This window comes from uncultured Paraglaciecola sp. (assembly GCF_913058035.1).
Classification (GTDB): Bacteria; Pseudomonadota; Gammaproteobacteria; order Enterobacterales; family Alteromonadaceae; genus Paraglaciecola.
The window spans coordinates 1-13370 of the sequence record NZ_CAJXPA010000030.1; the positions used below are offsets into that span (position 1 = coordinate 1).

Sequence of the window (13370 nt, forward strand, 5' to 3'; positions counted from 1 at the left end):
GCTTTGATGTACCTCATCACTTAAAGTAAACCACTTGTCAGCATTTGGCTCAACGGACAAACTAGCCATTCGCGCCATGGGTTTACCATTTTGCAAATACAAGTCACCCATTTCAATATAGAACAATTCATAGCCACGTTTCTGCGCATCGAGCAACATAGCAAAACTGGTATCTTTTTTGATGTTGATGGCCTGAATAGGGTCCATCACTATGCCAAGTTTTATGGTCAAAAGTGCACCTCAGAGGTATTATTTAAACGTTAATTTTACGTTTAAAAGACGAATAGATTTATATTTATAATCTTGAGGTAATTGCTGCAGAATTCAAGCCTGTATTTAGATCAAAGCACGAAAGTTTGAATTTAAACCAATACATTGTTGAAACGTAGGTCATTTTATAGGCCTATATCCTCTCAGCTGCTTTTTTTGCTTGTTTAGCCAACTCTTTGTTATCTGTTTTTGCCACACGTAAATAAATTGTTTTAGCTTCTAACTTCTGAGAATTTAGAGACATTAGATTAGCTAACCTAAATTCTGCCCAAGGTTTAGGCGCTAAGTCATCTAAGTCTTGTGCTTTATCAATAAACTTCTTCAAAGCGCTTATGCCAGCATCAATATTACTTTCAGCTAAAACAGATGTTCTACCTAGTTGGTACAACGCATTACATTTTGCAAGAACGCTTACATCAGTCTCAGCATTTCTACTGATAGCCTCTGAAAGTTCTTCAGAGGCAACTTGATAATTTTTATTTTGTTGTTGAAACATACCTGATTGAAAGAAAAAGTCGGGAATATCGTTATAAGTTTGTTTAGTTTGCTGTAAAAGCTTGATGACTAAAACATCATTATTTTGGGAAAGTTCATAATTAATCTCGGCTTCCAGTCTTACTTTTGGGTCAATTATCCTAATTTTTTCTATTTGGGCTTTGGCTATACCAATGTCGCCCCCGGCAATGCTGGTGTGTTCAACTAACAAAGTAACTCAATTGTTAGATTTAATGGTATCCACACTCACAACAATAAGACACATCTTGTGCAATGTTTAATTCAGAGGGGTTTGTGAATCCAGGTATCGGCTATTCTCGCCAAATTGGGGGGTTAGAGATAGAACTCGCGCCGAATATAGAGCTGTTGAAACAGACTTTGTTCAACATTCGTGATTAATCTTCAAAATCGCTATTTTTTCTTAAATCATCTAGTTTGAATTTGTATTTACGGCTGACCTTAACGCTATCACCAGATGTCAATTGTGCTAGGTATTCCCCATTTGAATTGGGCGTCAGTCTGTTCAATTTACTAAGGTTGATCATGGCTGATCGATTAACCCTTTGAAAAAGACTGGGGTCGAGATCTTGTTCAAATTGTTTAAGTGTTTTACGTATAATATGTGTACCTTCCAATGTATGCACACACATGTAATCTCCTGCGGCCTCAATCCAAGAAATATCATCAAGCCTTACCCTGATCCACTCCGAGCCACTTTTCATAGAAACCGTTTGCTGCAACTCACTCATTGAGCCGCCACTCGTCACCTCTAAGTTACGGATAAAGCCATTAATAGAGTTTCCCGTTTTTCGGCTAAGTAATTCGTCCAGTTTGAGGTGTTGTTGTACTACATCACTATCAAAAAAAGACTCAACAAGTTTGCTTAAACAACTGGCTAATCTTTCATCTGAAAAGGGTTTAAGTAAATAATCAAATGCAGAAAACTCGAAAGCATTGAGAGCAAATTCTTTAAAGGCGGTAAAAAAGACTACTTTAGGCACAGGAGACAGTTTTTTCGATAATTGTTCTGCTAATCCAAGACCGCTTAATCCTGGCATTTCAATGTCTAAGAAAGCAATGTCAGGCCGGAACTGCTCAATCGCATCTAAAGCACAAAGAGCAGACGGACATTGCGCAACTACATCAAACCTAGTATCGGCAATCAATCTCAGCATTAACCCTTCTCTAGCCAAGGCCTCATCATCCACAATAATGACAGTTAGTTGACGACTCATGAATATTCCATAGGTATAGAGATTTGCACGCAATACCCTTCATTTATACCACGAACAACCTTAAAATCATGGTTGTTCGGATATAAAACATTAAGCCTATCAACAATATTCTGAACCCCCACGCCAGTGTGACTCGATGCTGTTTGTCCTTCAATTAAGGGTTTTAACGTTATAGATGGTTGATTTTGGGCAGGCCCATTATCGGCCACCTCCATTTGTAAATATCCACGTTGACACTTAGCCGATATCTTTATTAATCCTCCGTTAGGCATCTGTGCAATCGCATACTTAATGGAATTTTCAACCAAGGGCTGCAATAACAAACTGGGTACAAGCAACGCTTCAGTTTGTGGCTCAATTTTAAACTTTACTGTTAGCCGGTCCTCAAAGCGTGTTTTTTCAATTTCCAAATACAACATCAATGCTTTTAGCTCCATATATAGGCGGATCTTTTTTTCAGGATCATTGTCTAACGAAAAACGTAAAAAAGTAGCTAATCGAGTCAACATGCCATTCGCCTTTTCCTTATTCCCTTTTAGCACTAAAGTTGAAATCGCATTCAACGTGTTAAATAGAAAATGTGGATTAATTTGATATCGCAACATCTTAATTTGCGATATATGAGACAGACGAACGGCTTCTTCGTGTAGCTTTTTCTCATGCATCAAACGGAAGTGATAGTTAATGCCAAAGTACAGAGTACTCCAAACAAAAATCATAAAAAATGCGTAGCTCAAAGACATAAGCAGCATATACCATCTAAAATCTTCTGAGGGATTACCAGCGATAAGGGATAAAACATCAAAATCTTCATAAAAATACCAAATCACAATATTTTTAACTGGGGTCCAAATAACGGCAACTAAAAAACTGAAAAATACGATGGTGATAATTAACCAACCAGAAGGCAAACCCCAACATCGCTGATAAACATATCTTAAAGGCCACGTCAAAAGTGCTGCGAATGCACCCGATAATACCAAAGGGAAAAACACCTCTATCCCAAGTTTGTTGATGTCACGATAAAAGAACACATTATCCGCTGTAAAAATAAATACATAGGACATCCATCCTAAACTATGCAAAAAACCAAACGAGGGTTTGTCTTGGTTGGCGATGAACCTTTCTGCTGTATCTCTCACCTACACAATTACTTTATTGTACATAAAATAAGCATCCAAAATTAAAATTCAAAAAGTGAAGTTTTGACTCTGACCAGTCTTTACCTCTCCACCGCGGTATAAACATAACAACTAAAAATGGCTTAGCTCGTTGCTTACTGAATTTGTTTTCTCAATAATTACTATCACGTAAGAATGAACACGTATAAATTTCTTTGAGTAAATATACATTTCAAATTTACACAACGTTCCTGTATGCAATAGCACACAGTCTGAACAATACAGCTCCATATAATTGACCGAACTTTTTTTAGGTAATATTTCTACATTCACAAACTTAACTGCACCAACCGATTTCACTGCTGATACATTTTGTATTGTTTGACGAGTTGCTTTTTTGCTTCTCGGCCCCTCATAAAAACATTACTCAAATACTCGAAGCGCATGCCCACTAAATTTGTTTAAAAACACATAACGGCAATTAATAGTTTTAGCAAAAACCTTTCTTGAATTAGCACCTACAAAACATACAAGCTAAGGGACAAACAGCTAATGTTTATGAGACCAACTGCGGAGATCTAAGATAGATGGAGATAAGCTGTAACAAATTGTTTTGAGAAAAATAAAGAGCTGCACTTTGTAGCTTCACCCCTTATTTAATCCAGGAAAGATTACATGCTGTTTTAATCTAGTAAAAACAGTCATTCACCGGGTCGCTACTTCGACATTAATTGTGACTGTCCATCCGTTCGATTTAAAACCTAAATACCATGAATCATTCAGGTGATGGGATGAACTTAGTCAAAGTGCTTAGATCATAATGTAGTAATAGACTCCACGATGATAAAGCCTGAATACTGGTTTGGTTAACCAAAAAGATATTGCTACAAGAAATATCTTTAGATTTTTCTTAAAAAATTATTTGTCTAAAACTCCCTGATATTAATTTATGATCTAAATAATTGATTATCGGCAAATAAAACTTGGCGACGATACGACACTAACCAAAGTTCAATTGGGAATCGACCTTAGGGACAAATTTTACTTACAGTGAATTCGAAGCGATGTTAAGTAATATTGGCATATTGATTTTTAAACGAGGCTGACAAAAGGAAATCAGTTATGTGGTAATAATAATTCGAAAATAAGTGAATGCTTTAACCAAGATACAACAAAAACAATGCAGGTTTACACACTCACTTTGGAAAAGTCATTTGAACCTTTTATAACTTAGCTAGTAAATCGACGTAATCAACTCCACTTTTAAGTGCCATAAATTTTGCAGTCTTTTGTGCGTTGTTAATCATAGCGAAGGTTACTGGATCATGACCGTTACATACCAAGCCTTTACTGATCACTCTTGCTTTGATGCCACTTCTTTTGATTGCATTGTGTACTTTAAGTTTACTGTCGCTTTTAATAGCCTCACATATTTCAACCAAATTTGCTTGAGTGTTTTTTTCCATATAATTAGCTTGTGCACTTCCAGCTAAAAAAATACCTACTGTTAATATGCTACCTATAATAATTTTTTTCATGATGTCACACCTTGTGTCTGTTAAATTCTGCTTGATTGCAAGTTCATATTTAATGTAGTGGACAAGATGTCTTTAGGTGGTCTAAAAAAGGCTAATTACGGCAAAATGCGACTAAGCGACCAACTAACAATATTCAGCGATAAACTGCCGTTATAAATCATTAGTTAGTCGCATTTAGAGTTATTTTGTGATGCCTGAGACCTAATCAGAGATATAAAAATAATGGTCCTAAATTTATACAGGTATAAAAAAACCCTGAAAACAGGGTTTATTAATATAGATTGGAGCTCGGACTTAAAAGGCGTTTTCTTGATGGATCCTAATAAACAGAGGTGTACCGTGTTTACTATAATCCACCTTGTATTCTTTACCATTGATGGTTTGCACAAATAACAATGTTTTTTCTTCGCCAAATACTTCAGAGCTAGTCAACTGCACCATTTCCAAATCTAGTTGTTTTGCATCACGTTTGTTATATGGAACTTCCTGCAAAAATTCCTTTATACCTTTATGTGAAACAACAATGCTAGGGTTATCCTCACCGTTAATATTAAGTAAGTCTAATTTTCGTATTTTATGAATTATTTTGTTGCTGCCACTTACTAAAAATGGTTTTTCCGTCATTTTATTCTCAAATAAAAATGCTTCTAATGCGCTAAGTCTACGATTTTTTTAAGAATAAACCAAAGTTTTTATGTGCTCAAGGAGGCACAAGTGGTTCATTTACTTTTTAGTTTAAAAACTGACGGTCAGTTAAACTTTGTAAAAAGATAACTAAATCTTGTTTTTGTCCTGACTTAAGCTCAAAGCCCACTAAAAAAGGACTTTTTAGTGGGCTAGATATTCCCTGTGTTCTGCCACCAGCTGCATAAAATTCTATGACCTCTTCTAATGTTGCAAAACTACCATCATGCATATAAGGCGCACTCACTTCTACATTGCGTAAAGTAGGTACCCTAAATTTTCCCATATCATAGGGATCTAAGGTGGCTTCAATCAATCCTTCGTCATAGACGGGATAGGCACCTTTATTATCAATGTTGTACAAACCAGTGTTGTGAAAGGGTTGTAAGTCTAATCTCTGATTTTCATGTTGGCTAGACTGAGTAAAATTGAATTCTCCATGACAATGAAAACACGCAAGTTTTTCTGAGAAAAATAACTCCATACCTCTCTTGGCAGCATCAGAAATAGCAGCATCATTACTTTGATAGGCGTACTCATCAAATGGCGAAGTAAAACTAGTTAAGCTTCTTACATAACTGGCAAGTGCTTTAACAATTTTGTCAAAGTCCACACCACCATCATCAAACGCATGTTTGAACAGCCTCGAATAACTTTGATTTTTAAATCGTTGTAATACTTTACTTTCATGCCCAGTAATACCTAACTCAACCGGATTTTCAGAAAACATAGGAATAAGAATTTGTTGCTCAATTTGATTCAGTCCTGAATGTGCCCATGTCAGATTGCTGTTATAAGCCACATTGACTAAAGATTGGGTATTGCGCCTGTGCCTTTGACCCGATGCGCCTATGGCAGTTTTTTGAGGTTCGGAAAAAGCAAATTGTGGCTGATGACAACTTGCACAAGAAATGGATTGATTGAAAGACAAGCCTACATCAAAAAACAGTCTTTTTCCCAAGGCAACCTTGGCGGTGGACATAGGATTGTCAGAGGGGACTAGAGGTTTTGGAAAACCTTCAGGTATTTTCCAATCATATTCTTTTTGGTTAAAAGTTGGTGGTTCGCAAGCTAACAAAAAGCTACTCAAGATAAAATAAAAACTAATCTTTATAAATTGAGAACCTGGCATATTTAGTGCCATTCGAACACATTTTGAGTTTTTAAATTTGACATCAAAATACTACAATTTTCTTGGCCAGAGTGAAACAAACAAGAGTCATCGTTTCGCATCGAAGTATTGGCAATGAGCTTATCAAGATGCATAACAAGTTTTGTTCCATCATGCTTTTTATCCAGATTAAAGCTGACTCTATTGGGTTGAACACATTCATTTTTAGGAGAACGCATAGTCGAGGCAGCGCTGCATCCAACACTGCCTAAATGAAATACCCAGCTTCCGTTAGGGCTTTGCATATCTAATCGAAAAAACTTATGTCCCGACCGCCACGACCAAAACATGCTTGGCAAATTTAGTGGCGAAGGTTGCAGCAGCGGGTTTTGATGATTCAGCTCAAAAGGCACAGCGAGTGTAAAAGAAAATTGTTCGGATGAGTCAAAATCAGCAGGAGCCAAAAATTGTAGGCGATTATTGGTTTTATGTTGTTCTGAAGCAACGGGGTCATCATGCACCACTTTATCTTCACCTTCTGATTTTGTAGCACAGTTATCCAAATTAGGTTGGATCAATACCACATCATTATTTTGCCAAGGTGTTGAACTCAATTTTGGGTGATATTCAGTATCTTTGTTAGATAATTCAACGTTGCTTATAAAAAAAGCTAACTGCTGTATAGACCAAACCTGTTGAGCACTTTTAAACATATTGCAATCTAATGGACCACCGTTGTGCCAAATTTCAACGTCTATACCTTTCCCATCACCTGACCTAGAACAACTACTGTTAAGTTGAATTAAAAAAACGAATAAAAAAAACCTAAGCGTTTTTCTAGATCCATTACAGCACAAAAAATTTGATATATAAGTTATAAAAGGTAAAGTGTTAGCAAGATTCATATTGTAATAGGTTACTTTCATGCAGTATTTAATTGCTACCATGATGATACTGGTAATGGGGTACAGTCAAGGCGTTCAGGCTCATGCAGGAATTGATAAAGCTCGATTTGTTGCCAACAACGAAGAGAATCAGGGCTCATGAAATAATAGATTTAAACCAATTAAAACAGTGACTTACGCAGCTCAAAAAGCTAATAAGGGAGACAATATCCTAGTGGCACAGGGACAATATGTTATTGAATCTGAACAAGATTTATTATATATCACTATTCAAATTTTTCCCGTGTTAGGTAGGTTTAATCAACTTGAACAATATCAGGGGCAGAATTCCGATACCTATTTAATCTCAATTTCAGGTGTGCCTGCTGAATATGAAGGGCAACTAACACAATAAGGCTTTCAAGTTGTTCGTGATACAAAAGGATTAGTAAAGAACTTAACGAAACTAAGTTTACAAGCCAAGGGCTTGAATGTTTCTCAAGTACAATTGATGCAACAAAACAAATTAATACACCATGTATTGATGCCAGCTCAGATGGTTTTGCTTGTAATAACCTATCTTTACTGGCACATATTCCATTATCTGACGTCCCTAAAAATCCTTCTACTTCAAATGATATCTAGGGTCATGTAAACCCTAACACTCAAAAATAATATGCCGTCATAGGACTCAGAAATGGCATATCTGTGCTAAATATTATGCTCCTATTTCGCCAAAAATAATCGGCAGCATCTCTGGTCTGTCTTCGAGCTAGAGAGACATAAAAGTGTATCAATACTATGATACGCCCACTTTAAAATGGCAGACCTACGCTTATGCCACCACTGAGGCCAATGAAGCTTTGACAATCATCGACTTAAACGATTTAGAAAGTGGAGTTTCACTGGTGAGACGCTAAACGACAGACAGCACTACTCACAACATAGTCGTCAATAATGTGGAGCTCGGGCTAAACATTGCTTTGACCAGTCAAGAGCCTAGGGTACATCTTTTAGAATCCAACAATTACAGCGGTGCGTTTCGCTCGTGCTCATTATCTGATCCTGTGACATTAGGAACGACTTATAATGCCCCCTCCGGTACTCGAAACGATGACACTAACGATGCGAAATCGCTTACTATTAATGATGACTGTGGCTTAACTAGTTTTGATAATATCTTCATCGACGTAATTGCCACTAACACCAACGAAGACGATCAATTAACCAACTCTAGGGGAGGAAGTGTTAATAGGTTAATACTGTTGAGCGTATTTTGCTTAGAGTTTCAAAGAGTAATCGTCGAAAAATCCAGCATTCGAACACATTAGCTCAACAAGTAAGATGACAATTTAAAAAAAACTGCTTATACTGCGCGTCGTTTTCTGCTTATCGTAAGTTTAAAACAATCCGTTATACAAATTTGGCCCCTTAGCTCAGTTGGTTAGAGCATACGACTCATAATCGTCAGGTCCCCTGTTCGAGTCAGGGAGGGGCCACCATTTTCCTGTTACAAATCATCGAGTTACTCCAGACCCGCCGACTGATAGATTTCTGGTCTCACTTTTAGGTGCAAAAACCCCGCCTACAGAACATTTGTACTCAGTCAACCGCGGCGTGATTTTCACTGCTGGCCAACACCGACGCACTTGGCCAGCGAAAGTTTGTTGGAGGGTGCAACTGTGGAGCTCTCAGGGTGGTTTTGGCGGAAAAAGACAATTAAAGGAACATCCACGATAACAGGGTGCTTCCTACCCTTTGCGGCCCTATAGGTATCTTATATGAATAAGCACGATCGCTGTTCATACCCCTTAGAGGAACCACCCATGACTAACCCTAATACAGCAACCCACACTGCACCTGCCATCAACATACTTAAAATCTCAACCTGCGGCAAAGTCACTCTGCCCGATGACCACACATTGACCTACAACATTGGCTACGACACCTCCGAGAAAACGCTACATCTACGCATCACAGATAATGACACCGGAGGCCTCTTCTCAAACGAATGGGTAGCCCTCGATGACATTGTAACCACCATTGAAAAACGCCCTACACCTGACACAAGCTTCAACGCTCGGATATTCACTTCACTTTATAAATCACAAAGTGCCAACAACGCCGGATTCCTTGCTGCGGCACTGAAGGCTGAAAACATACTCGTACCATTTAAAGACTCTAAGCGCTTACATGATATGGGTGACATAAAAGCCTTTGAAAGCAGTATGCAGACTCTGATTAAGGACAAGGTCAGTCTGCATGATGTAGTGGCCAAGCGTGATGCCGCTAAAATAAAAGTGCGTGCAGAAAACTAAAGTAAACTCAAAGCCAACAGTTCTAAAACCGCCAGTAAATCCACCCCGAAGTAACCCTCTAAGTAACCCCCCTCATAGCGTCTTAAATCGGCGTTTCACATCATACAAAAGGTCCCTTTAGTGATATGCAACTTTCAATTGTAGGCATAGTTGCGTCTGCTGATTGCTTTTGCTAACTAAACCAAAGAAAAATTCTAATGAATATTTCATTGAAACCAAGATATGTCGCTTACTTTCGAGTGAGCACACAAAGAGGATCGCTCAAGTTTAGGGCTGGATGCACAGAAGCAAGTAGTAAAAGATTTCTGACAGTTTCGTAACTGACGGTTATGCCTCATGCTGACAGCAATTTTTCGATGTCACGAAAGCTAAGTGTAAATCTATGATAAAGCCACACAGCGTGACTCATTATTTGGGGTGGATAGCGATATCTGGCATAAATATTGGTATTTTGCATGCCCATATTATCGCATGTCTCTGTGTTAGCTTGTTAATCAGTCCAGTTGTCCATACTCAGATTAGTTTTTAAGACGATTGTTTAATGGCGTAATGGCAAAATTTCCCGTGATATGAAGCTCAATGATCCATAAGAGTCTTAAATGATCACGATTCAGAGAATAAACCTAGAAAGAGGTTAACTTCGCTCAGTTCAGCTTATTGCTCTAAATATTGAACAGTATAAAGTTATTAGAATTCATTAAAAAGCGATGTAAGTTTAGGAATAAAATAAGCATCAATTAATCTATCGAATAAGAATGAACAAGGAAGCAGATTGATTAAAATTAAATACTGTATATAATTACAGTGATGTGCATTATTGTTACATTGTAAATGGAGGTATCAAATGTCTAGTCTCGTGGTTCCAAAACATATTCATCTTACTCTTGATGAAATTTATAAAGCTATTTTAGCCAAAGAGCGTGACTACGCAACACACCTTTACGCCCAATTAGAGGGCCTGAGTTTGGCTAATGCAACACAAACAATGGCTGTTATATATCGAGTGTTTCACCTAGGTTATGAAGACTGCTTACACCATGTCAGTATCAATGACATGCCTGGTTTCGAGAGTAATGTTCACAAAGATGTGTGGCTAGCTGGCTTTGGTTATGCTCTTAAACTGCCAACGTTTAAATTTAATAGTGGCTCATTGAACCAAAAACCTGTTTTGCTCTAACGTTCAAAATATTTGTGTTTTCATATGTCTTTAATCTCCTAACACTATATATTATCTATACTTTATAAAGTGTATTTTTTTATCACTTGCACTGAGTTAATCGCCTGAAAACCCTGTATAAACAAGTTTTCTGCATTCAAGAAGTGTTGTTTTATATAAAAACCAATATCCAACACCGAACAATAAATTTAATGGTTAATTGTAATTGTTTAATGGTTTTGTCTTCGAAAAAGAAGCGCCTATTGATAAATTTGACCGTACCCACTTTTCAAATAGTTAGATATTATGACCGAAAAATATAAAATTTGTCGTTTTGGATACATGTATTTTAAATAAATGGTGTAGCAAAAGTAGCTTAGGTTTATTTAAGCACATTAGCATTTAACCATTAAGTAAAAAGCTTAAGCACGATGTTCTGCAAGTTATTGTATGCTTAAAAATTTAACTTGAATGTAGTACGAAATTCAAGTAATTATGGCCAAATAGTCCTCAAAACGTCAGGGATTTCCTTCAATGCAACGAGTAGCGTTAATTACAAAACATGAAAAAGCAACTTGGATAGCTCCCTATCTAGCTAAGCTGGGCTACGAGGTGTTTGAGTCCAACATGTTCGATACCGATACTCTAGGTACATTTTCTGGTGAAGTTGCACGCATATTGTCTCCCATGGACGCTGCATTAACCAAAGCAAAAAAGGCTTGTGAACTCACGAATACAGATTGGGGATTGGGAAGCGAAGGAAGTTTTGGCGGTGGACCCGCTCCGGGCATGATTAACTGGAACGATGAACTATTGTGCCTTTATCAAGCATCAACTGGTGTTACCATTTATGCCCATGCAGCAGGCCCAACATCTGTGCAAGAATTGACTCTTAATGGCAAAGTGCCATTAAAACAAAAACTACTGTTACTTCCTAAGCAACTTTGGATTTTACGATATGAGAAAGGTTTACAAAAATATATTCAAAAAGGTCTTTCTGCCGAGCAGCTATTAAACAGATTAGAACAGTTTGTATCTTCTTCTCAAAAATTAACAATCGAGCCTGACTTACGCGCTATGAACTGTCCTGAACGACAACAGATGATTGCAAAAGCGGCTGAAGATTTAGTTCGTCGGCTGTCAGAAACCTGCCCACAATGTCAGGCATTTAACTTTGTCATAAAAGAAAAGCAACCCGGTTTACCCTGCACTTTGTGCACCCTTCCAACAGAACAAGCAAAAGCATGGACACGTGTTTGTGATGGTTGTGGCTATCGTAATGATGAAGTCGTGCAACAAAAAGGCGCCGACCCGACTCATTGTCAATTTTGTAATCCTTGAGTAGATAACATGAGTCAAAATTACCAAACTTCTTTATTGAGCGGTGAAAATAGTGTGACACAAGCAATGGAGCTTTTACAAAAAGGCGAAGCTGTGGCGTTGCCAACAGAAACAGTTTATGGCCTTGCCGCTGACGCATCAGATATCATCGCAGTCAATAAGATTTTTGAGGCTAAAGGCCGACCAAAAAACCACCCACTGATAGTCCATATACCCGATGTATCACACCTTGAAAACTGGGCAAAAACAATCCCTAATATTGCCTATGACTTGGCAACACTATTTTGGCCAGGACCGCTTTCAATACTGCTCCAAAAAGCTGACCATGTTCATTATGAAGTCACCGGTGGATTAGATACCATTGCCTTGCGAGTACCAGCACATCCTTTATTTTTAGAAGTATTAACTAAACTAAATATAGGGCTTGCAGCACCTTCCGCGAATCGATATAAACAGCTAAGCCCGACCATTGCGGAGCAAGTTATGCAAGGGCTAGGTGGTCGTATTGCCGCTGTTTTGGAAGGTGGCCCGTGTCAACATGGATTAGAATCTACTATTCTTGATTTAGTCAGTGAAAAGCCACGAGTGCTTCGTGCTGGACCCGTGACTCAACAGCAACTAGAAACCGCTATGGGTCATAGTGTTGATACTCCAAAAAACCATGCTGAAGCAGTGCCGGGGAATATTGAAGCGCATTATCAACCGAGCACTCCTCTACGTATTTTATCTTCTGCGCAGTTGTTGGAAAAAATAGATAGCCTTTTACAAAAAAATTGTCACTTGATTGTATGGTCAGATACGATTATTGAACGATGTAAAAAAGTTAATTTTCCAGTATCAAAATGGTCTAATTTGGAAAACGATGCGGCTCTCTTTGGACGTGATTTATATGTGACGTTATACCGAGTTGATCAGACATTTCCTAGCCAAATTATTATTGAAAAACCGCCACAATCTGATGCATGGGCTGCTGTAAACGATAGAGTGTCTCGAGCTTCAGCCTGATGTAAATGTCATAAACCTGCGCAATCTTCACGATAAAATAATTCTGCATTAGGCTCGTCTGGTCAGGTTCTCTTCGCGATACAGATGTTTTATAACAGCCTACAATCTTAGAACTAACAAGTAATTATAATAGAATAAAACTTATTATCTTGATTGTTAACGACCAGTGACGATTGAACGCCACTAGCCTTTGTGACTTGTTCACATCGCCG

Annotated in this window: 16 protein-coding genes, 1 tRNA gene and 2 pseudogenes; 10 read left to right on the forward strand and 9 right to left on the reverse strand. The window is 37.9% G+C overall.

Features of this window, described 5'->3' with window-relative positions:
* Together QZ562_RS05905 and QZ562_RS05910 are read right to left on the reverse strand one after the other, a co-directional pair.
* A pseudogene (locus QZ562_RS05905) lies at positions 1 to 231 on the reverse strand (glutathione synthase); the annotation flags it as partial.
* A gap of 172 nt (positions 232 to 403) precedes the next feature.
* Complete coding sequence (locus QZ562_RS05910) at positions 404 to 976, reverse strand: hypothetical protein (protein ID WP_293758030.1); 573 nt, start codon at positions 974 to 976, stop codon at positions 404 to 406.
* 62 nt (positions 977 to 1038) lie between these two features.
* Between QZ562_RS05910 and QZ562_RS05915 the strand changes: the two genes are divergently transcribed.
* Entirely contained in the window at positions 1039 to 1164 is a 126-nt protein-coding gene (locus tag QZ562_RS05915; RefSeq protein ID WP_293758032.1) for a hypothetical protein, read from the forward strand.
* Here the strand turns inward: QZ562_RS05915 and QZ562_RS05920 are convergent.
* The 6 genes from QZ562_RS05920 to QZ562_RS05945 form a co-directional block, all read right to left on the reverse strand.
* Positions 1161 to 2000 carry a LytTR family DNA-binding domain-containing protein gene (locus tag QZ562_RS05920; RefSeq protein ID WP_293758034.1) on the reverse strand — a complete coding sequence of 280 codons (840 nt, stop codon included), beginning with the start codon at positions 1998 to 2000 and terminating at the stop codon, positions 1161 to 1163. The two genes, QZ562_RS05915 and QZ562_RS05920, sit on opposite strands and share 4 nt — an antisense overlap.
* Positions 1997 to 3142 carry a histidine kinase gene (locus QZ562_RS05925; protein ID WP_293758036.1) on the reverse strand — a complete coding sequence of 382 codons (1146 nt, stop codon included), beginning with the start codon at positions 3140 to 3142 and terminating at the stop codon, positions 1997 to 1999. Before QZ562_RS05925 ends, QZ562_RS05920 begins: the two co-directional genes overlap by 4 nt.
* A gap of 1202 nt (positions 3143 to 4344) precedes the next feature.
* Complete coding sequence (locus QZ562_RS05930) at positions 4345 to 4659, reverse strand: DUF3718 domain-containing protein (RefSeq protein WP_293758039.1); 315 nt, start codon at positions 4657 to 4659, stop codon at positions 4345 to 4347.
* A gap of 294 nt (positions 4660 to 4953) precedes the next feature.
* Entirely contained in the window at positions 4954 to 5283 is a 330-nt protein-coding gene (locus QZ562_RS05935) for a hypothetical protein (RefSeq protein WP_293758042.1), read from the reverse strand.
* A 106-nt stretch (positions 5284 to 5389) separates the two neighbouring features.
* The gene (locus QZ562_RS05940) at positions 5390 to 6475 is read right to left on the reverse strand and encodes a methanobactin export MATE transporter MbnM (RefSeq protein WP_293758045.1); all 1086 of its coding nucleotides are present in this window, start codon (positions 6473 to 6475) and stop codon (positions 5390 to 5392) included.
* A 2-nt stretch (positions 6476 to 6477) separates the two neighbouring features.
* Positions 6478 to 7401, reverse strand: coding sequence for an MbnP family copper-binding protein (locus QZ562_RS05945; protein ID WP_363315326.1), 924 nt, complete (start codon positions 7399 to 7401; stop codon positions 6478 to 6480).
* On the opposite strand from QZ562_RS05945, the gene QZ562_RS05950 reads away from it, so the two are divergent.
* From QZ562_RS05950 to QZ562_RS05975, 6 genes are all read left to right on the forward strand, one after another.
* On the forward strand, positions 7379 to 7501 hold the full coding sequence (locus tag QZ562_RS05950; protein ID WP_293758049.1) for a hypothetical protein: 123 nt from the start codon (positions 7379 to 7381) through the stop codon (positions 7499 to 7501). The genes QZ562_RS05945 and QZ562_RS05950 overlap by 23 nt on opposite strands.
* 72 nt (positions 7502 to 7573) lie before the next feature.
* The gene (locus QZ562_RS05955; RefSeq protein ID WP_293758051.1) at positions 7574 to 7753 is read left to right on the forward strand and encodes a hypothetical protein; all 180 of its coding nucleotides are present in this window, start codon (positions 7574 to 7576) and stop codon (positions 7751 to 7753) included.
* Positions 7754 to 8126: 373 nt separating this feature from the next.
* Entirely contained in the window at positions 8127 to 8258 is a 132-nt protein-coding gene (locus QZ562_RS05960; protein WP_293758061.1) for a hypothetical protein, read from the forward strand.
* Positions 8259 to 8321: 63 nt separating this feature from the next.
* Positions 8322 to 8669: a hypothetical protein gene (locus QZ562_RS05965; RefSeq protein ID WP_293758064.1), complete on the forward strand. Its 348-nt coding sequence runs from the start codon at positions 8322 to 8324 to the stop codon at positions 8667 to 8669.
* Positions 8670 to 8763: 94 nt separating this feature from the next.
* Positions 8764 to 8840, forward strand: a tRNA-Ile gene (locus tag QZ562_RS05970).
* Positions 8841 to 9119: 279 nt separating this feature from the next.
* Positions 9120 to 9656, forward strand: coding sequence for a hypothetical protein (locus QZ562_RS05975; protein WP_293758066.1), 537 nt, complete (start codon positions 9120 to 9122; stop codon positions 9654 to 9656).
* A gap of 337 nt (positions 9657 to 9993) precedes the next feature.
* Here QZ562_RS05975 and QZ562_RS05980 read toward each other — a convergent pair.
* Positions 9994 to 10113: pseudogene (locus QZ562_RS05980) on the reverse strand (IS6 family transposase); the annotation flags it as partial.
* Between the two features lie 387 nt (positions 10114 to 10500).
* Here QZ562_RS05980 and QZ562_RS05985 point away from each other — a divergent pair.
* From QZ562_RS05985 to QZ562_RS05995, 3 genes are all read left to right on the forward strand, one after another.
* Entirely contained in the window at positions 10501 to 10833 is a 333-nt protein-coding gene (locus QZ562_RS05985; protein WP_293758069.1) for a hypothetical protein, read from the forward strand.
* 513 nt (positions 10834 to 11346) lie between these two features.
* Positions 11347 to 12153 carry a DUF6671 family protein gene (locus QZ562_RS05990; RefSeq protein WP_293758071.1) on the forward strand — a complete coding sequence of 269 codons (807 nt, stop codon included), beginning with the start codon at positions 11347 to 11349 and terminating at the stop codon, positions 12151 to 12153.
* A gap of 9 nt (positions 12154 to 12162) precedes the next feature.
* Positions 12163 to 13158, forward strand: a complete 996-nt coding sequence (locus QZ562_RS05995) for an L-threonylcarbamoyladenylate synthase (RefSeq protein WP_293758073.1) — start codon at positions 12163 to 12165, stop codon at positions 13156 to 13158.
* Positions 13159 to 13370 lie beyond the last annotated feature (212 nt).